Annotated in this window: 22 protein-coding genes; 8 read left to right on the top strand and 14 right to left on the bottom strand. The window is 69.4% G+C overall.

The window, feature by feature from the left end; genetic code table 11:
• Positions 1 to 194: 194 nt before the first annotated feature.
• Complete coding sequence (locus tag VHAB30_RS28125; RefSeq protein WP_159279366.1) at positions 195 to 470, top strand: hypothetical protein; 276 nt, start codon at positions 195 to 197, stop codon at positions 468 to 470.
• A gap of 14 nt (positions 471 to 484) precedes the next feature.
• Here the strand turns inward: VHAB30_RS28125 and VHAB30_RS28120 are convergent, their stop codons facing one another.
• Positions 485 to 805, bottom strand: a complete 321-nt coding sequence (locus tag VHAB30_RS28120) for a hypothetical protein (protein ID WP_159279365.1) — start codon at positions 803 to 805, stop codon at positions 485 to 487.
• A gap of 380 nt (positions 806 to 1,185) precedes the next feature.
• Here VHAB30_RS28120 and VHAB30_RS28115 point away from each other — a divergent pair, with 380 nt between their 5' ends.
• On the top strand, positions 1,186 to 1,413 hold the full coding sequence (locus VHAB30_RS28115; protein WP_159279364.1) for a hypothetical protein: 228 nt from the start codon (positions 1,186 to 1,188) through the stop codon (positions 1,411 to 1,413).
• Between the two features lie 22 nt (positions 1,414 to 1,435).
• Here VHAB30_RS28115 and VHAB30_RS28110 read toward each other — a convergent pair whose 3' ends face one another.
• The 4 genes from VHAB30_RS28110 to VHAB30_RS28095 form a co-directional block, all read right to left on the bottom strand.
• A complete protein-coding gene (locus VHAB30_RS28110) occupies positions 1,436 to 2,389 on the bottom strand; it encodes a DMT family transporter (protein WP_159279363.1) in 954 nt (317 codons plus the stop codon).
• Between the two features lie 35 nt (positions 2,390 to 2,424).
• Positions 2,425 to 3,246 (bottom strand): helix-turn-helix transcriptional regulator, encoded by an 822-nt coding sequence (locus VHAB30_RS28105; RefSeq protein ID WP_159279362.1) that lies wholly within the window; start codon positions 3,244 to 3,246, stop codon positions 2,425 to 2,427.
• A gap of 28 nt (positions 3,247 to 3,274) precedes the next feature.
• A complete protein-coding gene (locus VHAB30_RS28100) occupies positions 3,275 to 3,640 on the bottom strand; it encodes a hypothetical protein (protein WP_159279361.1) in 366 nt (121 codons plus the stop codon).
• An 87-nt stretch (positions 3,641 to 3,727) separates the two neighbouring features.
• The gene (locus tag VHAB30_RS28095) at positions 3,728 to 5,281 is read right to left on the bottom strand and encodes a long-chain-fatty-acid--CoA ligase (RefSeq protein WP_159279360.1); all 1,554 of its coding nucleotides are present in this window, start codon (positions 5,279 to 5,281) and stop codon (positions 3,728 to 3,730) included.
• Positions 5,282 to 5,482: 201 nt separating this feature from the next.
• Between VHAB30_RS28095 and VHAB30_RS28090 the strand changes: the two genes are divergently transcribed.
• Genes VHAB30_RS28090 through VHAB30_RS28080 form a run of 3 tightly spaced genes read left to right on the top strand, consistent with a single transcriptional unit; the run spans position 5,483 to position 9,646 of the window.
• A complete protein-coding gene (locus VHAB30_RS28090) occupies positions 5,483 to 6,475 on the top strand; it encodes a tripartite tricarboxylate transporter substrate binding protein (protein ID WP_159279359.1) in 993 nt (330 codons plus the stop codon).
• 23 nt (positions 6,476 to 6,498) lie between these two features.
• Entirely contained in the window at positions 6,499 to 8,619 is a 2,121-nt protein-coding gene (locus VHAB30_RS28085; RefSeq protein WP_159279358.1) for an acetate--CoA ligase family protein, read from the top strand.
• A 40-nt stretch (positions 8,620 to 8,659) separates the two neighbouring features.
• Positions 8,660 to 9,646, top strand: coding sequence for a Bug family tripartite tricarboxylate transporter substrate binding protein (locus tag VHAB30_RS28080; protein WP_159279357.1), 987 nt, complete (start codon positions 8,660 to 8,662; stop codon positions 9,644 to 9,646).
• Between the two features lie 3 nt (positions 9,647 to 9,649).
• On the opposite strand, the gene VHAB30_RS28075 is transcribed toward VHAB30_RS28080, so the two are convergent.
• From VHAB30_RS28075 to VHAB30_RS28035, 9 genes are all read right to left on the bottom strand, one after another.
• Positions 9,650 to 10,861 carry a CaiB/BaiF CoA transferase family protein gene (locus VHAB30_RS28075; RefSeq protein WP_159279356.1) on the bottom strand — a complete coding sequence of 404 codons (1,212 nt, stop codon included), beginning with the start codon at positions 10,859 to 10,861 and terminating at the stop codon, positions 9,650 to 9,652.
• A gap of 3 nt (positions 10,862 to 10,864) precedes the next feature.
• Entirely contained in the window at positions 10,865 to 11,845 is a 981-nt protein-coding gene (locus VHAB30_RS28070) for a Bug family tripartite tricarboxylate transporter substrate binding protein (RefSeq protein ID WP_159279355.1), read from the bottom strand.
• A gap of 11 nt (positions 11,846 to 11,856) precedes the next feature.
• A complete protein-coding gene (locus tag VHAB30_RS28065; protein ID WP_159279354.1) occupies positions 11,857 to 12,843 on the bottom strand; it encodes a Bug family tripartite tricarboxylate transporter substrate binding protein in 987 nt (328 codons plus the stop codon).
• A 41-nt stretch (positions 12,844 to 12,884) separates the two neighbouring features.
• Entirely contained in the window at positions 12,885 to 13,334 is a 450-nt protein-coding gene (locus VHAB30_RS28060; RefSeq protein ID WP_159279353.1) for a hotdog family protein, read from the bottom strand.
• Positions 13,335 to 13,514: 180 nt separating this feature from the next.
• Positions 13,515 to 14,045, bottom strand: a complete 531-nt coding sequence (locus tag VHAB30_RS28055; protein WP_159279352.1) for a hotdog family protein — start codon at positions 14,043 to 14,045, stop codon at positions 13,515 to 13,517.
• Positions 14,046 to 14,059: 14 nt separating this feature from the next.
• Entirely contained in the window at positions 14,060 to 14,731 is a 672-nt protein-coding gene (locus VHAB30_RS28050; protein WP_159279482.1) for a nitroreductase, read from the bottom strand.
• Positions 14,732 to 14,733: 2 nt separating this feature from the next.
• A complete protein-coding gene (locus VHAB30_RS28045; protein ID WP_159279351.1) occupies positions 14,734 to 15,933 on the bottom strand; it encodes a CaiB/BaiF CoA transferase family protein in 1,200 nt (399 codons plus the stop codon).
• Between the two features lie 11 nt (positions 15,934 to 15,944).
• Positions 15,945 to 17,039, bottom strand: coding sequence for an acyl-CoA dehydrogenase family protein (locus VHAB30_RS28040; RefSeq protein ID WP_159279350.1), 1,095 nt, complete (start codon positions 17,037 to 17,039; stop codon positions 15,945 to 15,947).
• 22 nt (positions 17,040 to 17,061) lie between these two features.
• Positions 17,062 to 18,315, bottom strand: coding sequence for an acyl-CoA dehydrogenase family protein (locus VHAB30_RS28035; protein WP_216850755.1), 1,254 nt, complete (start codon positions 18,313 to 18,315; stop codon positions 17,062 to 17,064).
• A gap of 174 nt (positions 18,316 to 18,489) precedes the next feature.
• On the opposite strand from VHAB30_RS28035, the gene VHAB30_RS28030 reads away from it, so the two are divergent.
• From VHAB30_RS28030 to VHAB30_RS28020, 3 genes are all read left to right on the top strand, one after another.
• Positions 18,490 to 19,728, top strand: a complete 1,239-nt coding sequence (locus VHAB30_RS28030; protein WP_159279349.1) for an ABC transporter substrate-binding protein — start codon at positions 18,490 to 18,492, stop codon at positions 19,726 to 19,728.
• 68 nt (positions 19,729 to 19,796) lie between these two features.
• Positions 19,797 to 21,011, top strand: coding sequence for an ABC transporter substrate-binding protein (locus VHAB30_RS28025; RefSeq protein WP_159279348.1), 1,215 nt, complete (start codon positions 19,797 to 19,799; stop codon positions 21,009 to 21,011).
• Between the two features lie 45 nt (positions 21,012 to 21,056).
• Positions 21,057 to 22,697, top strand: coding sequence for a 3-(methylthio)propionyl-CoA ligase (locus VHAB30_RS28020; RefSeq protein WP_159279347.1), 1,641 nt, complete (start codon positions 21,057 to 21,059; stop codon positions 22,695 to 22,697).
• Positions 22,698 to 22,863 lie beyond the last annotated feature (166 nt).

The following is a 22,863-nucleotide window of genomic DNA, read 5'->3' as shown; positions in this document are numbered from 1 at the left end:
TCCGAAGCGGCGTCTGAGCCACGACCGGTTGCAATGGTCTGAGCCTTGGGCAAGGTTCGCGATACCGGGATACCCGGAGTGCCAAGAGATGCTACCTCCCGGATAACACGTCGCGATCAGCGCCATGCTCGGAACAATCGCGCTGAGCAGCTCCGCGCGATTCAAGCGCGGGCATCACTACTGCCAGTTCAGCGATGCACGGAACGCCGCATTTACTCGCCATTCTTCGAAGAGAGCTTGCTGCTGCCGGTTTCACCCTCGGCGACGTGGCGAGTGCGCTCGCCACGTCAGAGCAGCGTGTCGAAACCTTGATGGCGAACGGGACCATGAAACTGCGGGATATCGACAAGCTTGTCGAACTCCTGCACCTGGACTTCGACGAAATCCTGAGCGAGGTGGGCTATCCCCGGCCTGTCGGCGCACCGCTGGCTCTCTCAGCTTCCGTTTCGAGCCGGTTTGAAGAGGGGTGAATCGTGCGAGGCGCTCATTGCACGCCGCCTTCACCAAGCGCCGCACGCAGTGACTGCGTCGTGGCATCGGCCGCTTCGATCCGCCGCTGCAGTTCCTCATTCACCAACCGCACCAACGCCCCCAACTCCGTGCGCGTCGGAAAGACTTCCTCTGTATCCCCCACACGCTGCGGAACGATGAGCTTCTCGATGCACGCGTAGGCCCGTTGCACCGCGTGAAGACTGTCGACATCATCACACGCCTGCAGCGCGAGCGACTCGGCACTGGCGATTTCGGAAGATGCAGAAAGCGAAGACGCGTGCGCGCACGCGCGGGGAGATGCAGATGCAGCCATGAATGGCCTCCAAGGGTTTCGGTTTGCTGAAACCGACGCGCCCGAGTCCAAGCGGGGGCGGCGGCTCGACGGGTTGGACTACCGGGAAACCACTTGCGTGAAACCGGCCGGGCTCGCGCCCGCCCATCGAGCCGCCTAAACAGGAAGCACGAACGACAAAGCCGCAGACCCTGCGGGGCGGCTGCGGCTTTTACGTCGCAGTGATTTCAACGGGAGTCCAAGCCCGATCACGCCCTGTGTTGACGTGACCGGCGCAGTATAGCCATGGCCAGTGCTGCTCGTGCGAGGCTGGATTTGCAGACCTACAGACCTATCATCCGGCCCTGTCGGGCCTCAACCCACAGCGCACGGCATCGTCATCTTTCTTCCGCAGAGCAGACATGAACAACGAGAAATGGGAAACCACCATCCTGAGCGACACGACGTACGAGCACCTCGTCGCGGAACTGAGTTTCGACGGTCAGTTCTTGTTGCTGCTCGACCGCGAGGAAGGCCGGGACCAGCTCTGCGTTGCGTTCCCCGCGAAAGACGGAAGCCTGGGCTCACGCATTCCCCTTCCTGACTTCATCGCCCAACTGAACGCCGCAGCAGCCGATCTGCGCCGTTAGCGCACCGAGGCGTCACACCACCTCACGGCGTCGTCGCATTCTCCCCCGGGGTCTTGCGCTCGCTGTCGCGCGGCGCCGGCACCGGCCACCGCAGCGCGCCGCTCGCGAGCACGACGCCGGGCACCACGAACGACAGCGCCAGCAGCGCGGGGCGCGTGACGGGCTCGTTCATCCACCACGCCGCGCCGAGCGTGGTCAGCACGGGCACGAGCGCGGACGACAGCGCGGCGCGTGCGGCGCCCAGCCGCGTGATCGCCACGCCGTAGACCACCAGCCCCAGCAGGCCGGCGACCACGCCTTGGCCTGCGGCCTGCATCGCGATGTCGGTCCATGGCGCGGCGAACAGTCGCGGCGGGCCGGCGAGCCAGAGCAGCGGCAACAGCAGCAGGGTCGACGCCCCGTTGACGAAGGCCGCGCCCTGCCACGCGCTCATGCCGCAGCGGCCGAAGGCCAGGGAGTAGACGGTCCACAACAGGGCCGCCAGCAGAAAGAGCAGGTCGCCGCGCCAGTGCTGCTGGCGCAAGCCCTCGCCGAAGCTACCCGCCGCGAACACGGCCATGCCGACGGCGATGCCAACCAGCCCGAGCAGGCGCAGGCCGTGCACGCGCTCGCCCCGGTAGACCCACGCGCCCAGCGCGGTGAAGAGCGGCAGGCTGCCGGCCATGAAGATGCCCATGTGGCTGGCGGGCGCCCACTGCGCACCGGCCAGCACCAGCAGGCCGAAGGGCAGGCCGCTGCCGACGACGAGCAGCACGAGTGCGCCGCGCGACGCACCCGGCGGCACGAGCCTGCCGCGCAGCCACAGCGGGCTGAGCAGCAGCGCGGGAATGCCGTAGCGCAGCAGCGCGAGGTCCATCGGCCCGAGCGCGGTGGCGGTCACGCCGTGGCGCGACAGCAGCTGCCAGGCGCTGCCGATGAGGGCGGCGGCCAGCGCGGCGAGCGCGCCGGTCCAGAGGGTGCGAGGCGATGTCGTCATCGGGCCAGTCTGTGGTCCGGCCGGCGCGAAAGCTATCAGATTCGTGCGCCTGCTGCGCCGGCCGGTCCGAGCACGCGGCGGGCCTCGCCGAGCGTGACGCCCACGCCGCGCCGGAACACGGCGCCCAGGTGGCTCTGGCTGCAGTAGCCCAGGTCGTGCGCGAGCCCAGCCAGGTCGCGCTCGCCGTCGGCCAGCCGCTCCATCGCCGCCGCCAGCCGCAGGTGCTGGCGGTACTGGTGCAGGCTCAGGCCGGTCTGCTGGCGAAAGCGCCGCGCCAGGTGAAAGGGCGAGCGCGACACGGCCTCGGCCAGTTCGTCCAGCGAGAGCGGAGGCTGCGCGCCCGGGCTGCTGCCTTCGGACAGCAGCAGTTGCCGTGCGCGTGCGACGGCGCCGTGCCAGGGCGCCTGGTGCGGCGCGCTGCCCAGCTCGGCGACGAGCGCAGCCACCAGGGCCGCGGCCTGTGCGCTGTCGGTGTCCGGCAGCTGGCGCCGTGCCGCGTGCATGCGGTACAGCGCCTGCGGGGTCAGCAGGCAGACGCTCACGCCCGCAGCGCTTTCACCGTGGGCCGGGTTCACCGACGCATGGCCGCTGACCACGAGGCTGTGCCGCACGGTCGCGGTCTCGGGCCGCAGCCGGTAGGCGGTGGCGTCGCCGAAGCGGATGGCGGTGAGCGCGTCGGTCAGCCAGGTGTGCTCGCCCGAGCGCACGTCGAGCCGCGTGCGCCCGATGGGGAAGACGACGCGCGGCGAGGCCACGGTGTACAGGTCGCTCCACGCCGGCCCCTGCGGCGCGTGCAGGCGCACATGCGCCACCTCGAACCCGCGTCCGGCATAGAGAAGGGTGCGGTCTTGCGGCATGCGAAGCGTGAACGCACGACGGGGTGGGTCAGCCCAGCGCGGTCCAGTTGCAGCGCAGCTCGTACTGCGCGCCGCGGTAGCTGAGCGTGCCCGTCGCGCCGGCCACGCGCAGCGCCACGGCCACTTGCGGACGGTCCAGGCCGGTGCCGCGCGCGCGCATGAACTGGCGGCGATGGTCGACGAAGCGCTGCTGCAGGCTGAAGCGCTCGGTCTCGTCGGCACCGGAGGCGGTGTTCGCCACGATCAGCTCGGTCAGCTGGCCGGTCGAGAGACTGAACTGGATCTCGACCGCATAAGGCCGGCCGTCGCACTGCAGGCTGCCGTTCGCAAAGGCGGGCGACAGGCCAAAGAGCAGAAAGCAAGGCAGGGCGAGAGCGAGGAGGCGGCGGTGCATGTCGCAGTGGGTGCAGGTGGCGGCCCGCCACCATACCCCAAGCAGGTGAAACACACCCGTACACACCCAGACACACCCGCCGGCGCGTCACCCCACCTTGCGCGCGCGCCCTTCCCAGTGCGGCTCGCGCAGCTTGTACTTGAGCATCTTCCCTGCCGGCGACAGCGGAATCTCTTCGCGAAACTCCACGCTGCGCGGGCACTTGTAGCCGGCGATCAGCGTCTTGCAGTGCGCCACCAGCGCCTCGGCGCTCAGGGCCTCGCCGGCGCGCAGCACGACCACGGCATGCACGCGCTCGCCCCACTGGTCGTCGGGCACGCCGACCACGGCGCACATCGACACCTGCGGCAGCTGGGTGATGGCGTTCTCGACCTCGGCCGAGTAGATGTTCTCACCGCCGCTCACGATCATGTCCTTGAGCCGGTCGACCACGTAGACGAAGCCGTCGGCGTCCATCACGCCGCCGTCGCCGGTGTGCATCCAGCCACCCCGCAGCACCTCGGCGGTCTGCTCGGGCTTGTTCCAGTAGCCGGCCATCACCATCGGCCCGCGCGCGGCGATCTCGCCGACGGTGCCGTTCGGCACAGGCTGGCCGTCGGCATCGACGATGCGCACTTCGGCGATGGGCACGGGACGCCCGGCCGAGCGGCGGCGCGCGGCCGGCTGGTCGGGCTGGTGGCACCACGTGGGCAGCACGGTGACCACGGGCGACAGCTCGGTCATGCCGTAGAGCTGGCAGAAGCCCGCGCGCGGCAGCTTGTCGATGGCCTGCAGCAACAGCGCGTCGTCGATGGGCGCGGCGCCGTACAGCACCAGCTGCAGCGGCGTGGTGTCGAACTCGGCAAAGCGCGGGTGCTCGATGAGCCGCTTGAGCATGGTGGGCACCATGAAGGTCTCGCTGGCGCGCTCGTTCTGGATCGCCTCGAGCACCTTCGCTTCGTCGAAGGCCGGGATGATGACCTGCGTGCACAGCCGCATCATCAGCTGCAGCGTGAGGCCGGTGCCGCCCACGTGGAACATGGGCGCCATGTTCAGGCCCACGGCCTCGGCCGGGCGCGTGGCGGCCATGTTGGCCGAGAGCTGGCCGGTGTAGAGGTTGCCGTGCGTGAGCATCACGCCCTTGGGCAGGCCGGTGGTGCCGCCGGTGTACATCACGGCGGCCAGATCGGCGCCGCCGCGCCGCGCGTCGGGCACGGGTTGCGCCTGCGCCATGAGGGCTTCGGCGTCGGCCATGCCGTCGGGCGCGGGGCCGTCGCCGAAGTGCACCAGCGTCTTCAGCGAACGCGAGAGTTCGCGCTGCTGCTGCGCCACGGCGCCGAAGTGCGCGTCGGACAGCAGGATGCGCGTGTCGCAGTCGTCCAGCGAGTACGCGACCTCGCGCGCGCTCCAGCGGATGTTGACCGGGTTGATCACGCCGCCCGCCCACCAGGTGGCGTAGAGGTACTCCACGTAGCGGTCGGAGTTCAGCGCCAGCAGGCCCACGCGGTCGCCGGGTTGCAGGCCCAGCGACTGCAGCACGGCCGCCAGCCGCGCCACGCGGTCGACGAACTGGGCGAAGGTGCTGCGGCGCTCGCCGCACACGAGGGCGGTGGCGCCGGGGCGTTCCTGCAGGGCCTTGTGCAGGGGCTGGGTGAGGTCCATGGACTGCGGTCTCCGTCGGTCGGTTCGTTGTTGTGCGCCGAGTATGGAAGGGACGCGCCGCGCCGGCATCGTCGGAAGCGACGGGATCGAACGCGCCCTGGCGGCCAAAGTCGTCCGAAGCGACGGTGACCGGCCAAGGGCTGCGCGCGACCATCGCCGAAGAACGAACGATTCGACTGTTCGACCGACCGGAGACAAGCCATGCATTCCTTCCCGACCGACCCGGCGCGCCGCCGCCTGATCCACGGCGCCGCGCTCGCCGCCGCGGGCACCGCGCTGCCCTTCCTGGCACGCGCCCAGGGCCTGTTCGGCAAGCAGCCGATCACGCTGCTGGTGCCGTACCCCGCGGGCGGCGCCACCGACGTGCAGGCTCGCGCGCTGGCCCTGGCGGCCTCGCGCGAGCTGAAGCAGCAGATCGTGATCCTCAACCAGCCCGGCGTGGCCGCCACGCTGGCGCCGACCACCATGGCGCGCAAGGCCGCGCCCGACGGCTACACGCTCTCGCTCATGCTGAGTTCGCTGTACCGGCTGCCGCACCTGCAGAAAGTGAGCTACGACCCGGCCACCGACTTCACCTACGTGGCCAACGTGACGGCCGCCACGCTGGGCATCACGGTGCGCCAGGAGGCGCCGTGGAAAGACCTGAACGCGCTGCTGGCCGCGGCCAAGGCCAAACCGGGCGAGGTGTCGTACGGCACCACCGGGCGCGGCGGCACCTCGCACGTGTCGATGGAGCGGCTGGCCGCGCTGGCCGGCGTGAAGTTCAACTTCATTCCCTTCAAGGGCGCGGCCGAGCTGTACAACGCGCTCATGGGCGGCCATGTGGACGCGGTCTCCGAGGCCGGTTTCGGCGCCGCCGTGGCGGGCGGGCGCGTGCGCCTGCTGGCCACCTTCAACGAGGCGCGCTCGCCCACGCGGCTGAACGTGCCGACCGTGAAGGAACTCGGCTACGACGTGGTGGCCAACGGCTCGTGGGGCATCGCCGGCCCGCGCGGCATGGACCCGAAGGTGGTGCAGGCGCTGCAGGAGGCCTTCCGCAAGGCCGTGGACGACCCCGAGTTCCTGCGCACGCTCGACCTCAACGACTACGTCCGGTTCTACATGGACAGCCCCGCCTACACGGCCTGGGCGCACAAGACCTACGCCGACGAGAAGCGCTTCGTGAGCGACCTGCGCATCAAGCTCGACGACTGAACCCGACCTTTCTTCCTGCTGCCATGACTTCTTCTTCCTCTTCTCTTCACTGCTTCCTCCACCCCAAGGCCATCGCCTTCGTCGGCGCCACCGAGCGCTCGGTGTGGTCCAACGCGGCGCTCGCCAGCCTGCGCACGCTGGGCTACGCGGGCCAGCTCTACCCGGTCAACCGGCGCGGCGGAAGCTTCCATGGCATGGCGGCGGCCACCTCGGCCGAGGCCATCGGCGAGCCGGTCGACACGGCGCTGCTCATGGTGCCGGCCGATGCGCTCGACGACGCCCTGGCCGACCTGCAGCGTGCGGGCATCGGCAACGCGGTGCTGCTGAGCTCGGGTTTCGCCGAAGCCGGCGAGGAAGGTCGCGAGCGCCAGCGCCAGCTCACGGCCAAGGCGCGATCGCGCGGCCTGCGCATCCTCGGGCCGAACTGCCTGGGCTTCGTCAACTTCGTCGACCGCTCGGCCGTGTGGACCGCTTCGCTGCGCGAGCCGCTGCCGGCGGGCACGCTGGGCATCGTGTCGCAAAGCGGCGCGCTGGCGGGGCAGCTGTCGTTCATGGCGCAGGTGCACGGCATCGGCCTGAGCCGCATGGTGTCGACCGGCAACGAGTCGGACATCGACATCGCCGAGGTCATCGACTACCTGGTGGACGACGAGCACACGCGTTCCATCGCCGTGTTCGCCGAGACCGTGCGCGACCCGCAGCGCTTTGCCGCCGCGGCCGAGCGCGCGCTGGCCGTGGCCAAGCCCATCGTCGTGCTGAAGATGGGCAGCAGCGAGATCACGGCGCAGGCCGCGCAGGCCCACACCGGCTCGCTGGTGGGCGACGACCGCGTGTTCGACGCCATGTGCCAGCGCCTGGGCCTGATGCGCGTGCGTTCCATCGAAGACCTGGTGTTCACCGCCGCCTTCGCCAGCATGACCGGGCCCTTCGCGGCCGGCGGGCTGGCGGCGGTGTCGATGTCGGGCGGCATGTGCGAGATCTTTGCCGAGCGCGCCGAAGAAGAAGGCCTGGCGCTCACGCCGCTCGCGCCCACCACCGAGGCCGCGCTGCGCGAGGTGCTGCCGGGCTACGGCACGCCGCAGAACCCGCTGGACGTGACCGGCGCCGCCATGCTGCAGCCCGAACTGTTCGGCAACGCCCTCGAAGCGCTGGTGCGCGACCCCGCGCTGGGCGCCGCCATCGTCGTGGCCGACGTGCCCAACGCACCGGCCAACGACACGCCGCAGAACCGCGCCGTGTTGGCGCAAGTGGCGCGCGGCCTGGCCGCCAGCCCGGTGCCGGCCATCGTCTGCAGCCACTACGTGATGCAGGTGAGCGAGCGGTCGCGCGAGCTCATCGCCGAGACCGGCATCCGCCACATCGCCTGCGGCATCCACCACGCGATGAGCGCGGCGGGTGCGGTGCATCGCTGGTCCGAAACGCTGCGCCGGCGTCAGGACGCGCAAGGTGTCGCTGCCGCGGTGCCGGCCACGCCGCCCGCGCAGCCTTTGCGTTCGGAGCGCGAGACGCTCGACTGGCTCTCGCAGCGCGGCGTGCCGGTGGTGCCCGTGCGGCTGTCGCGCAGCGCCGACGAGGCCGCGCGCATTGCACAGGAACTCGGCGGCCCGGTCGTGCTGAAGATCGCCTCGGCGCAGATCGCGCACAAGACCGAGGTCGGCGGCGTGGCGCTCAACCTGCAGGGTGCCGACGCGGTGCGTGCCGCCTGGCAGGCGATGGATGCGCGCGTGCGTGCCGCGCGGCCCGAGGCCGAGATCGACGGCATCCTGGTCGCGCCGATGCGCCAAGGTGGGCTCGAGTTGTTCGTCGGCACCGTGCGCGATCCGCAGTGGGGCCCGGCGCTGGCCGTGGGGCTCGGCGGCATCTGGGTCGAGGCGCTGCGCGACACCAGCCTGCGCCTGCTGCCCGTGACGCCCGCCGAGGTGAAGGACATGCTGGCCGAGCTTCGCGGTGCGCGCCTGCTCGACGGCTGGCGCGGCGCGCCCGCGGCCGACCGCGACGCCATCGCCGAAGCCGTGGCCGCCATCGGCAACGCGGCGCTTGCGCTCGGCCCCGAGCTGGTCTCGCTCGAAGTCAACCCGCTGCGGGTGGACGGCGGCACGGTCGAGGCGCTCGATGCGCTGGCCGTGTGGGGCGCGGCCGGCTGAACGACTTTCATCCTCAAGAAAACCAACAGGAGACCTCTTCATGCTGCAACGACGTCGATTCGCGCAATGGGGCGCGAGCGGACTGCTGGCCCCCGCGCTCGGTGCCCTGCCGAAGGCGCAGGCGGCCGACGCCTACCCGACCCAGCCGATCAAGGTGATCGTGTCGTCGGCGGCCGGCGGGCTGGTCGACGGCATCGCGCGCACCATCGGCGAACGCATCGCCAAGCCGCTGGGCCAGCCGGTGCTGATCGATCCCAAGCCCGGTGCCAACGGTGCCATTGCCGCGTCCTTCGTGGCCAAGGCGCCGGCCGACGGCCACACGCTGCTGTTCGCCGTCAACTCCTTCGTGCTCGCGCCGCTGCTGATGGCCAAGCCCGGCTACGACGTGTTCAAGGACTTCGCGCCCGTGTCGCTGTCGAACTACGGCCTGCTCGTGTTCGCGGTGGGCGAGGGCGTGCCGGCGAAGAGCATGCGCGAGTTCGTCGCCATGGCCAAGGCGCAGCCCGGCAAGTTGAGCTTCGGCTCGGCGGGGCAGGGCTCGTCGGGCCACCTCTATGGCGAGAAGCTCATGCGCGACGAGGGCCTGCAGATGACGCACGTGCCCTACAAGGGCGGCGCGCCGCTGATGATCGACATCCTCGGCGGCCAGGTGCAGGGCGGCTTCGTCACCATGGGCGAGGCGCTCCCGCACGCGAAGTCGGGCCGCGCGAAATTGCTGGGCGTGTTCGGCACGCGCCGCATGCCGCTCGCGCCGCAGACTCCCACCTTCACCGAGCAGGGCTTCAAGGGCTACGAGCACGGCGGCTTCTGGGGCTTCTTCGCGCCCACCGGCACGCCGCAGCCGGCCATCGACAAGCTGGCCGGCGCGGTGCGCCGGGCCGTGGCGCAGCCTGATCTGCAGGAACGCATGATCGGGCTGGGGCTGGAGCCTTCGGGTGAAGGGCCGGGTGAGTTGATGGCAGCGGTGCGGCGCGAGAACCTGCTGTGGTCGCGGCTCATCAAGGACATGAACCTGAAGCTCGAATAGACCTCAGGCCCGCGCCACCACGCCGGCGGTCACCAGCGCATCGACCGCCGTGCGTTCGAACCCGAACTCCCCCAGCACCTCGTCCGTGTGCTCTCCCAGCGACGGCGCGAGCCGCTGCACACCGCCCGGCGTGGCCGACAGCGTGAACGGCACGCCGGGAAAACGCAGCCTGCCTTCGGTCGGGTGCTCGGCGTCGTGCCACAGGCCGCTGGCTTTCAGCTGCGGATCGTCGGGCAACTGCTGCAGCGTCTGGATCGGCATCGCCGGAATGTCGGCCTGGCGGAAGGCCGCGACCCATTCGGCCGTGGTGCGCGCGCCGGTGGCGCGTTCGAGTTCGCCGAACACCACGGTGTGGTTGCGCACGCGCGCGGCCAGTGTGGCAAAGCGTTCGTCCTCGCGCAGCTCGGGCCGGCCCACCACCTCGAAGAAGCGCAGCCACTGCGCGTCGGTGTAGGGCACCAGCGCGATGTAGCCGTCGGCCGTGCGAAAGGGCTTGCGCACGCCGGAGCGGATCGAGCCGTAGACCATGTCGTCGATGGGCGGCTGGAAGGTGTGGCCCCACAGGTGCTCCACCATGTTGAAGGCGGTCATGGTCTCGAACATCGGCACGTCGACCGCCTGCCCCTGGCCGCTGCGCTCGCGGTGGAACAGCGCGGTGACGATGGCGTAGGCGGCGTACAGCGCGGTGGTCTTGTCGGCCACGAGCGCGGGCATGTAGCGCGGCTCGCCGGTGTAGATCGATTGCAGCTGCGCCAGGCCCGAGGCGGCCTGGATGATGTCGTCGAAGGCCGGCAGGCCCGCATACGGCCCCTCGTCTGAGAAGCCCTTGACGTGCGCGCTCACCAGCCGCGGGTTGAGTTCCAGCAGCCGCGCCGCGTCGATGCCGATGCGCGCCGCTGCATCGGTGCGCACGGAGTGCACGAGCACGTCGCTGCCGCGCACCAGCGTGTCGAGCACCTCGCGCGCGGCGGGTTGCTTCAGGTCGAGCACGAGGCTGCGCTTGTTCCGGTTGCACGACAAGTACAGCGACGACATGCCCTTGTGGCGCGCGGGTCCGACCGAGCGGGCCAGGTCGCCTTGCGGCGCCTCGACCTTGATGACGTCCGCGCCCATGTCGGCCAGCATCTGGCTGGCCAGCGGGCCGAGCACCACGGACGACAGGTCGAGCACCTTGACGCCTTCGAGGGCGCCGCGAAGAAGGGGAGGGGGCGTCATCGATCAGTCCTCCAGGCGGATGCCGGTCTTGTCGATCACGCGCTTCCAGGTGTCGGCGTCCTGGCGCAGCACCACGGCGAACTCGGCGGCCGTGCTGCCCACGGGCTCGATGTTCATGTCGCGCATCTTCTTTTGCACCTCGGGTTTGGCGATGATGGCCGCGACGGCCTTCGACATCTTGTCCACGCGCGGCTTCGGCGTGCCGGCCGGCAGGAACAGCGCAATCCACGCATAGGGCTCGAAGCCCGCGTAACCCGCCTGCTGGAAGGTCGGCACCTGCGGCAGCGTGGCCGAGCGCTGCGTGCCCAGCGCCGCCAGCGCGCGCAGCTTGCCGCTTTGCAGGTAGGGCAGGGCGGTGCCGGTGTCGAGCACGGCCACGCGGATGTGGCCGCCCAGCAGGTCGGTCACCATGGGCGCGGCGCCCTTGTAGGGCACGTGCGGCATGTCGACGCCGGCCTCTTTCTTGAACAGCTCGCCGTAGATGTGCGAGGTGGTCGCGACGCCGGTCGAGCCGTACGAATACTTGCCGGGCTCGGCCTTGAGCAGCGTGACGAGTTCGGCCAGCGTTTTCGCGGGCACGTCGGGCGTCACGACCAGGGCCGAGGTCGAGATGCCGATCTGCGACACGGCCGCGAAGTCTTTCACCGCGTCGTACGAGAGCTTGCGCTGCAGCGCGGGCATCTGCACGTGCGTGGTGATGGTGAAGAGGGCGGTGTGGCCGTCTTTCGGGGCGCGCGCGACGGCGGCGGCGCCGATGGTGCCGCTGGCGCCCACGCGGTTGTCGACGACGACGGGCTTGCCCCAGGCAGTGCCGAGTTCCTGTGCGACCAGCCGCGCGATGTTGTCGGTGATGCCGCCTGCGGGGAAGGGCACGACGAGCGTGACGGGTTGCGAGGGGTAGTCGGCCGGTGGCTGTTGCGCGGCGGCGGGCAGGGCGAACAAGGCAGCGAGCGCGATGCCGAGCGTGGAGGAAAGACGTGTCATGGCGTGCGGTCTCAATCGAGCTTGATGTTCTTGGCCTGAATCACCTGCTTCCACCGCGCATGGTCCGTGCGCATGGTGGCGGTGAGCTGCGCGGGCGTGCTGCCGACCGGGATCACGCCCAGGCCTTCGATGCGCGCGGCCTGCTCGGGGCTTTGCACCACCTGGGCCACCTCGGTCGAGAGGCGCTGCGCGATGGGTTGCGGTGTGCCCGTGGGCAGGTAGATACCGAACCAGCCGACCGACTCCATGCCCGCGAAGCCCTGTTCCTTGAAGGTGGGCACGCCGGCCGCGAGCGGGGCGCGTGCGGTGCCGACCACGGCGATCGACTTCGCCTTGCCGGCCGCGACGTGCGGGCCCACGCCCTTGGCCGAGACGAACACGGCATCGACGGTGCCGCCGAGCAGGTCGGTGATGGCCGGCGCTTCGCCCTTGTAAGGCACGTGCAGCAACTGGATGCCCGCGGCGTCCTGCAGCACCTCGGCGTACAGGTGGGCGCTCGATCCGTTGCCGTAGGAGCCGTACGAGTACTTGCCGGGCGCGGCGCGCGCGAGCTTGACGAAGCCGTCGAGGGTGTCGACGCCGAGCTTGTTGCTCACGGTGAAGACGATGGGCAACCGCCCGGCTTCCGACACGGGCACGAAGTCCTTGAACGGATCGAAGCCGGCGTTGGGGTACAGCAGCGGGTTCTGGATGATGGAGGTGAGCGAGAACAGCACGGTGTAGCCGTCGGCCGGTGCGCGCTGCACGGCGGTGATGCCGATCTGCCCGTTGCCGCCGGGGCGGTTGTCGACGATGACGCTCTGGCCGAGCCGCTTGCCCAGGCCTTCGGCAACGATGCGCGCGAACACGTCGGTGCCGCCGCCGGCCGCGTAGGGGACGATCATGCGGATGGGCTTGTCGGGCCAGGTGGTCGCTTGTTGTTGCGCGAAGGCGCTGCCGGTGGCCAGGGCGGCTGCCAGCGCGAGGGCGTGGCGGCGGGTGAATCTGCTGCTGTGCATGTCTGTCTTGTCTCCGATGGTTTTTCTGTGTGGGTGCGATGTCAGGGCGGCAGGCTCACGACGGCAATGCCGGGGCCGACCGACACGCCGTGCCGGTTCTCGCTCCACAGGCGCAGGTCGAGGCGGTGGCGGTGCGCAGCGTCGGCGCTGTCGTCGATCCACTTGCGCTCGACCTGGCCGCGCACGGTGACGGTGTCGCCCGCCGTGTTGAACGACTTCATGCGAAAGCCGCGGATGGAATGCAGCACGCCGGCCGTGCCGATGTACTCGCGAATCGCGCGCTCCCACATGCCCTGCAGCAGCATCACGTTGGCGTACATCTCCGGGGCGCCGGTCGATTGGGCGTGCTCGGTGTTGTGGTGGATGGCGTTGAAGTCGCGGTTAGCGCCGGCGGCCATCACGAGGCGGTAGACGGTGAGGGGGAAGGGCACGGGGGCCAGGGTGTCGCCCTCGTTGACTTCGTTCCAGTGGCGTTGTTCTTGCCAGTTCATCTTGTTGCTCTGCTTTCGTTGTTCGGGGCGCGTGCACAGGACATCGGGTACTCCCCTCCGCGAATGTCCCCCGGGGCTTCGCCCCTCCTCCTTGATTTCGCTGCGGGGAGCACCCAATGCCCTGCGCACGGGACGCGGCGCGCCGGTGCGAGAGGCCGCACTGAATCGGATGCTTGTTCGCTAGTGCGGCAGGTAGTGGTACATGCCGAAGCGGCAGCGGGCCACGACCTCTTCGCGCTGGTTCACGATGTCGTACTCCCACGTCGTGAAGGCACCCTTTCCCACCTTGGTCGCCTTGGGTTCGCAACGCACGAGCCGGTTGCCGCGTCGGCCCAGGCGGTCGCCCAGGCGCGCGGGTTGCAGGTAGTCGACCTCGTAGTCGGTCGCCATGTAGGCGGTGGTGGGCGGCATGCCTTCGGGGCGCGTGCCCTTGAGCGGGCTGCGCTCGGGTTCGGCGTTGCGCGCGTCGCTGGTGAACACGGGCGGCTGGCCCGGGGCCCACATCGGCGGCAGCGTGAGGCTCGCGAGGCTGGTCGATGGCGCGACGGCGTCGGGCCCGTGGTGCAGCGGGCAGTCGAACTCCAGCACCTCGACATAGCGGCGCACGGCGCCGGCCTCGATCACATCGACGCCCCAGCGGATCACGCCGTTCGCGAAGTCTTCGCCCACGCGCGCCACCATCGGCGCCCAGGCGCTTTCCCAATCGTCCATCGGTGATTGCCTTCCTAGATGCCGATGAACTCGGCCACGTCGTCCAGCGGCGCGCGCTCGGTCTCCAGGGCGTCGAGGGGCTTGTCGCGGTCGGCGTAGCCGATGGCCATGCCGGTGAAGAGCATGCGTTCGGGCGGCAGGTCGATGAAGCGGCCGATGGTCTGCGGGTAGATGGCCCAGCATTCCTGCGGGCAGCTGTCCAGGCCCTCGGCGCGCAGCAGCAGCATCACGTTCTGCAACATCATTCCGAGGTCGGACCACTGCGGCGGGCCCATGCGGCGATCCACCGTGCAGAAGAGCGCGAGCGGCGCGCCGAAGAATTGGAAGTTGCGCGCAAACCATTTCAAACGCGCGGCCTTGTCCTCGCGCGGAATGCCCAGGCGCGCGTACATCGCCTCGCCGACGGCGAAGCGGCGGTCGCGGTACGGCGCCACCAGCTCGCGCGGGTAGATGTCGTACTCGCTGCCTTCGCCGCCGGGCGTTTCCTGCACGCGGGTGCGCATGAGGGCCTTGAGTTCGTCCAGGCGCTCGCCGCCCACCACGTGCAGGTGCCACGGTTGCAGGTTGCCGCCCGAGGGCGCGCGCAGCGCGGCCTGCAGCACGCGGCGGAGGGTGTCGGCCGGCACGGGGCGGTCGAGAAATTCGCGCACCGAGCGGCGGCTCGCGACGGCGTCGTAGACAGTCATGGTCATGCGGCGTTCTTTCGTTCGTTCATGAGGGTCACGCCCAGCTCGCGTGCCACTTCGGCGCTGTGCTGGCCGGGCGTCGCGGCGTGCGACAGGTCGGCGTAGGCATAGCCCGAGAAGCGCACCGGCGGGCGCACTTCAAGATACGCGCCTTCGGTCGGATGCGTGCGCTGTCGGAAAAGGCCGGCGGCCTGCAGCTGCGGGTCGTCGGGCAGGTCGGCGATGTCGTTCACGCGCATCGCGGGCACGTTGGCCTTCTTCAATATGTCGAGCCATTCGGCCGTGGTGCGCTCGGGCAGGATCGCGGCGGCGGCCTCGTACATGCGGCTCATGTGCTTGCGCCGCAGCGCCTTGTCGGCCAGCTCGGGCGCCTCGAGCACCTCGGGGTGGCCGGCGGCCTCGAAGAAGCGCAGCCAGCGGTCGTCCAGGTAGGGCGCAATGGCGATGTAGCCGTCGCGCGTGCGCATGGGCTGGCGCATGGGGTCGATCTGGCGCGGGTACAGCGCGGGGCCGGTGGGCGGCACGAAGGTCTTGTCGCACAGGTGCTCCACGAGGTTGAAGCTGGCGAGCGACTCGAACATCGGCACCTCCACCTGCTGGCCCTCGCCGGTGCGCAGCCGGTGCACCACGGCGGCGAGCACGGCATACGCCGCATGCAGGCCCGAGACCTTGTCGGCCATGGTCATCGGCACGTAGCGCGGCTGCGGGTTGCCGTCGACCTTGGGTGGCAGCGAGGCGATGCCTGAAGCCGCCTGGATGATGTCGTCGTAGGCCTGCAGCGCGGCGTACGGCCCGCGCTGGTCGAAGCCGGTGCAGTGCACGTAGACGATGTCGGGACGGATGGCGCGCACGTCGTCGTACGAGAGGCCGGCGCGCGCGATGGCGTTGCTGCGCACGTTGTGGATGAAGATGTCGCTGGTCTCGATGAGGCGACGCATCGCGGTGCGGCCGTCCTCGCTCTTCAGGTCCCAGTCGACCGAGCGCTTGCCGCGGTTCAGCCGCAGGTGCACGGGGCTCATCAGCGGCGTGACGGGCGGCGTGCCGATGATGCGGATGCTGTCGCCCTCGGGCGGCTCGACCTTGACCACCTCGGCGCCGAGGTCCGCGAGGATCTGCGTGCAGTAGGGGCCGAAGATCACCGTGGTGAGGTCGACGATGCGCAGGCCTTCGAGCATGCGGGGGGCGGGGGATGGGGTGGTCATGGGTTTGGCAGTCATGCGGCGACGAGGCCTTGCATCTCGGCGGCGAGGTGGCGCACGCGCTCCGGCCCGCCGAGCAGCTGGCGGTTGAAGCCGATGCGCTTGAACCAGTAGTGCAGGCCCAGCAGGTCGGTGATGCCCATGCCGCCGTGCACCTCGGTGGCGGTGCGGGCGACGAAGGTGCCGGTTTCGCTCAGGTGCGACTTGGCGTGCGCGGCGAGCAGCGCGGCTTCTTCGGGCAGTGCGTCGAAGGCGTGGGCCGCGTACCAGACGAGCGCGCGGCCGGGCTCCAGCGCGGCGGCCATCTCGGCGCACAGGTGCTTCACGGCCTGGAAGGAACCGATCACGCGGCCGAACTGGCGGCGCTCCTTGGCGTAGGCCACGGCCTGGCCGATCATGGCTTCGCCCGCACCGAGCGTGTCGGCGGCGAGCAGGGTCCAGCCCGCGCTGCGCAGGCGCGCGAGCGTGGCGGGGCTGGCGTTGGGAAGCCGTTCGGCCTTCACCTGTGCGAAGTGCAGTTCGCCGAGCGGGCGCGTGGCGTCGATGCTGCGCAGCGCGCCGCGCGTGAGGCCCTGTGCATCGGCGCGCACGAGGTGCAGGCCGCCCGCGCGGTCGGCGACGATGAACACATCGGCCGCGCCCGCGTCGAGCACGAAGAGCGCGCTGCCGTCGAGCGTGCCGTCGGCATTGGCCGTCACGCCCGCGCCATCGCGCGCGCCGGCCACGGCCTCGGCGATGGCGACGCCGGCAATGCATTCGCCTGCCGCCAGGCGCGGCAGCCATTCATCCTGTTGTGCGGCGCTGCCGGCTTCGCGCAGCGCCAGCGGTGCGAGCACGGCGGTGCCGAGAAACGGCGTGGGCGCGACATGGCGACCCAGCTCCTCGGCGGCCAGCGCGGCGTCGAGCAGCGACAGGCCGAGCCCGCCGAAGGCTTCGGGCACGAGCAGGGCCGGCACGCCGACCTCGCACAGCGTGCGCCAGACCTCGCGGTCCAGCGGCAGGTCGTCGGCCGCGACGCGGCGCACGCGATCGAGCGGACAGGCGCGTTCGAGCGCGCGGCGCAGGCTGTCCTGCAGCAGCTTCTGGTCGGCGGAGAGGGCGAATTCCATCGGGTACTTCTTTCCGTTTGTCTCAAGCCAGCCGGGGTTCGCGCGGCATGTCGAGCCCGCGCTCCGCGATGATGTTTTTCTGGATCTGCGCGGTGCCGCCGCCAATGATCAAACCCAGGTCGAACATGTAGCGCTCCTGCCAGAGCGCCTGCGCGCGCAGGTGCGCGCTGCCGGGCATCAGGAGGCCCAGTTCGCCCAGCGCGTCGATGGCGAGCGCGGCCAGCTGGTGGCGCAGCTCGCAGCCCTGCAGCTTCACGACCAGCGCGGCCAGGCCCGGGTCTTCGCCCCTGGCCGCGGCCGTGAGCAGCCGCAGGCCGTGGCACTTCTGCGCCAGCACCTCGCCCTGCAGCCGCATCAGGCGGTCGCGCAGCACGGGCTGGTCGATGAGGCGCGTGCCGTCCACCGTCTCGGCCTGCATCAGCGTGGCGAGCTCCTGGTAGCGCTGCGTCGTCAGGTTGGGGTTGCCGAGCGAGCCGCGCTCGTGCTTGAGCGTGGCGTTGGCCACCTTCCAGCCCTCGCCGCGCTGGCCCACGATCTGGTGCTGCGGCACGCGCACGTCGGTGAAGAAGACCTCGTTGAACTCGGCGTGGCCCGTCATGGTCTTCAGCGGGCGCACCTCGATGCCGGGCGTCTTCATGGAGAACAGCAGGTAGCTGATGCCGGCGTGCTTCGCGGCGCCGGGCTCGGTGCGCACGAGGCAGAAGATCATGTCGGCCACGTGCGCGGTCGAGGTCCAGATCTTCTGGCCGTTGATGACGAAGTCGCCACCGTCTTCGGTGGCGCGCGTCTGCAGCGAGGCCAGGTCGGAGCCCGCGCCGGGCTCGGAGTAGCCCTGGCACCAGACCACCTCGCCGCGCAGGGTGGGGCCGATCCACTCGCGCCGCTGCGCCTCGCTGCCCAGCTCGAGCAGGGTGGGCACCAGCATCGAGATGCCCTGGTTGCCCAGCGGCGGCGCCACGCCGGCGCGCGCGAACTCTTCGGTGATGAGGTGCGACGCCATCACGTCGGGCGCCGCGCCGTGGCCCCCGTACTCACGCGGCACCGTGCGGCCCGCGTAGCCGTGGTCCAGCAGCAGGCGCTGCCACGCGAGGGCGTCGGCGTCGGGGCGTTCGGCGGTGCGCGCGAAGGCCGAGCGGTGGCCGTGCGTGGCGAGGAACGCGCGCAGCTCGTCGCGAAAGGCTTCGTAGCGGGGATTGAGCGTGAGGTCCATGCGGTGCTTGCCTTCGGTGCGCGCCGCGTTGCGCGGCGGTGGGTGTGTCTCCGTGTCGAGGCCCATGCTAGGGGCAACCCTCAGCCGCTCTCAATCGTCCGTTCCGACGATGTGACGCGCAGGAGGCGCTGCCTACCATCCAGCCCGAACGCCGCACGAGGTCCGAAAGAGATCGATTCAAGGCCGTTGAGAGGCCCGCGGCCGCAGCTTCTTTTTCACGAGAACGACGGAGACAACACCATGACACGTTCCCTCTTTTCCGCCCGCCCCGGCACGCTCCGCCGCCTGCTGGGCGCCGGCCTTGCCGCCACGCTCGGCCTCGCCACCGCTTTCACGGCGCAGGCCCAGAAGCGCTATGACCCGGGCGCGAGCGACACCGAGATCAAGATCGGCCACATCGTCCCGTACTCGGGCCCGGTGTCGGCCTACGGCACCATCGGCAAGGCGGCGGCGGGCTACTTCGCCAAGCTCAATGCCGAGGGTGGCATCAACGGCCGCAAGGTCACGTTCATCTCGCTGGACGACGCCTACAACCCCTCCAAGACCGTGGAGCAGGCACGCAAGCTGGTCGAACAAGATGAAGTGCTGGTGCTCTTCGGCCCGCTGGGCACGGCGCACAACCTGGCCATCCAGCGCTACATGAACGCCAAGAAGGTGCCGCAGCTGTTCGTGGCCACGGGCGCCACGCGCTTCGGCGACCCGAAGGCCTTCCCCTGGACCATGGGCTGGCAGCCCACGTACCAGACCGAAGGCAAGATCTACGCGCAGCACATCCTCTCCACCAAGCCCAACGCGAAGATCGCCGTGCTCATGCAGAACGACGACTTCGGCAAGGACTTCCTGAAGGGCTTTCTCGAAGCGCTGGGCGACAAGGCCAAGACGATGATCGTGGCGCAGTCGACCTACGAGGTGACCGACCCGACCATCGACAGCCAGATGGTCAACCTGAAGGCCTCGGGCGCCGACACCTTCTTCAGCATCACCACGCCCAAGTTCGCGGCGCAGGCGATCCGCAAGGCGGCCGACATCGGCTGGAAGCCCACGCAGTATTTGTCGAGCGTCTCGGTGTCGGTGTCGGCGGTGATCAAGCCGGCGGGCCCCGAGAACGCGGTGGGCGTGATCTCGGCCACCTACCTGCGCGACCCGGCCGACGACATGTGGAAGGGCGCCAAGGAGTACGAGGACTACAAGACCTGGTTCAGCAAGTACTACCCCTCGGGCGACCTGAGCGATTCGCTCAACGTGCTGGGCTACTCGTCGGCGCAGACGCTGGAGCAGGTGCTGCGCAAGGCGGGCGACGACCTCACGCGCGCCAACATCATGAAGGTGGCGGCCAACCTGCAGTACAGCCCGCCCATGCTCTACCCGGGCATCGAGGTGAAGACCTCGCCGAGCGACTTCTACCCGATCGAGCGCATGCAGCTGGTGCGTTTCAATGGCACGCGCTACGAGCCGTTCGGCAAGGTGCTCGGCGATTGATCGACGTCACGCGGGCCGCGCTGTCGGCCCGCCATTCATTTCCCCTTTTCGTTTTCATTGAAGCTTCCATGACCTCCATCGTTCGACTGGCCGCCGCCCTGGGCGGCGCGGCCCTCCTGTTCACCGCTGGCGCGGCCTTCGCGCAGAAGAAGTACGACACCGGCGCCTCCGACACCGAGATCAAGCTCGGCATGGCCATGCCCTACAGCGGCCCCGTGTCGTCGTACGGCATCGTCGGCAAGGTCAACGAGGCCTACTTCAAGATGGTGAACGACAAGGGCGGCATCAACGGCCGCAAGGTGAAGCTCATCAGCTACGACGACCAGTACACGCCGCCGCGCACCACCGAGGTGGTGCGCAAGCTGGTCGAGCAGGACGAAGTGCTCGCCGTGTACGGCAACCTGGGCTCGGCGTCCAACGCCGCGATCCAGCGCTACATGAACGCCAAGAAGGTGCCGCACCTGTTCCTGGGCGTGGGCGCCGACCGCTTCAACGACCCCAAGACCTACCCCTGGACCACGCCCTACATGCCCAGCTACGAGGGCGAGGGCAGCCTCTACGCGAAGAACATCCTGAAGACGATGCCCAACGCGAAGATCGCCGTGCTCTACCAGAACGACGACTTCGGCAAGGACCTGCTCAAGGGCCTGAAGAAGGGCCTGGGCGACAAGGCCTCGATGGTGGTGGCCGAGGCCTCGTTCGAAGTGGCCGACCCGACGGTCGATTCGCAGATCATCAAGCTGCAGTCGTCGGGCGCCGACGTGTTCGTCAACTTCGCCACCGCGCGCTTCGCCGCGCAGGCCATCCGCAAGGCCTGGGACATCGGCTGGAAACCGAAGCAGCAGTACCTCACCTACGTGTCGGCCTACGTGAAGATGACGCTGGAGCCCGCGGGCCTGGAGAAGTCGAAGGGCATCATGGCCATGGCCTTCTTCAAGGACGCCGCGCAGCCGCGCTGGGCCAACGACCCGGCCACGCAGGAGTTCCTGGCCTTCATGAAGAAGTACGCACCCAACGAAGACGTGAACAACGCCGCCGGCGTGTACGGCTACGGCGTGGCGCAGGCCATGGAGACCGTGCTCAAGGCCTCGGGCGACAACCTCACGCGCGAGAACGTGCTCAAGCAGGCCACCACGCTGAAGAACATGCGCACCGGCATGCTGCTGCCGGGCATCGCGCTGAACACTTCGAGCACCGACTACTTTCCGTTCAACACGCTGCAGCTGGTGCAGTTCAACGGCAAGGAGTTCGAGCCCATGGGCGATTCGATCGCCGTGAAGTAGCCTTCGCAGACGCACGCTCAAAAGAACCACAGGAGACACACCACCATGTTCGGACTGATGCAGGACCGCCCGCTGCTGATCTCGTCGCTGATCGACCACGCGGCCACCTTCCACCCTCACGTCGAGATCGTCGGGCGCACCGTCGAAGGCCCGGTGCACCGCACCAACTACCGCGAGGTGCAGCGGCGTTCCAAGCAGGTGGCCAATGCGATGAAGGCGCTGGGCGTGGCGCCCGGCGACCGCGTGGGCACGCTGGCGTGGAACACGTACCGGCACCTGGCGCTGTACTACGGGGTGTCGGGCTCGGGCGCGGTGCTGCACACGGTGAACCCGCGGCTCTTTCCGGAGCAGATCGACTACATCGTCAACCACGCCGAAGACAAGGTGCTGTTCTTCGACACCAGCTTCGCGCCGCTGGTCGAGAAGCTCGCGCCCAAACTGAAGAGCGTGCGCGCCTTCGTCGCCATGACCGACCGCGCGCACATGCCGGCCATCGACGTGCCCAACCTGCTGTGCTACGACGAGCTCATCGGCGCGCAGAGCGAGGACTACACCTGGCCCGAGTTCGACGAGCGCACTGCGTCGTCGCTTTGCTACACCTCGGGCACCACGGGCAACCCCAAGGGCGTGCTGTATTCGCACCGCTCCACCGTGCTGCATTCGCTGATGGAATGCGCGCCTGACACCTTCGGCGTGTGCTCGCAGATGACACTGCTGCTGGCCGTTCCCATGTTCCACGCCAACGCCTGGGGCATGCCGTATGCGGCGCCGATGGTGGGCGCCAAGCTCGTCATGCCCGGCCCGCACCTGGACGGCCAGAGCCTGTACGAACTCATGCGCGACGAGAAGGTGAGCTTCTCGCAGGCGGTGCCCACCGTGTGGCTCATGCTGTTCCAGTACTTCGACGCCCACCCCGAGATCGACACCCGCGCCATCGGCCTCAAGCGCATCGGCGTCGGCGGTGCCGCCACGCCGCGCGCCATGATCGAACGCTTCGAGCGCGACTTCGGCGCCGACTTCGTGCAGGGCTGGGGCATGACCGAGACCAGCCCCATCGGCGTGATCGGCAACCTGCTGCCCAAGCACCTCGCGCTCCCGAAAGAGGAGCAGACGACGGTCAAGATGCGCCAGGGCCGCGGCGTGTGGGGCGTGGAGCTCAAGATCGTCGACGAGAACGGCCAGCGCCTGCCGCACGACGGCGTGGCCTTCGGCCACCTGCATGTGCGCGGCCCATGGATTGCGAGCGGTTACTTCCGCAGCGAAGGCGGCGACGTGCTCGACGCCGAGGGCTTCTTTCCGACCGGCGACGTGGCCAACATCGACGCCGACGGTTATGTGCAGCTGGTCGACCGCGCCAAGGACGTCATCAAGTCGGGCGGCGAGTGGATCTCGTCGATCGACCTGGAGAACGCCGCCAGCGCGCACCCGGCCGTGGCCGAGGCCGCGGTGATCGGCATCGCGCATCCGAAGTGGCAGGAGCGGCCCCTGCTGATCGTCGTGAAGCGTGCAGGCGCAGAGGTCACGGGCGAGGAACTGCTCACTTTTCTTTCGCAGCGCGTGGCCAAGTGGTGGCTGCCCGACGACGTGGCTTTCGTCGACAGCCTGCCGCATACAGCCACCGGCAAGCTGCTGAAGACCAAGCTGCGCGAGCAGTTCAAGGGCTACGTCGCAGCCAAGTCAACTTGATGACAGTTGTTCGTTCTTTCTGTGCATAACTCTGTGGGTTGCCTGAGGAGGCGAGCCAGCAGAACGAGCATTGGCGCGGCTTCGCACCACGTTGCCTGTTGATTGAGCAGCCTTGTCGTCCGTCCTTGCAGGAGAATGTAGGAGGAACGGATTCCAGACAAGTAAA

The organism is Variovorax boronicumulans (assembly GCF_009811375.1).
GTDB classification, from domain to species: domain Bacteria; phylum Pseudomonadota; class Gammaproteobacteria; order Burkholderiales; family Burkholderiaceae_C; genus Variovorax; species Variovorax boronicumulans.
Note: the sequence above shows the minus strand (reverse complement) of the source record. Positions and strands in the feature narration are given on the sequence as shown.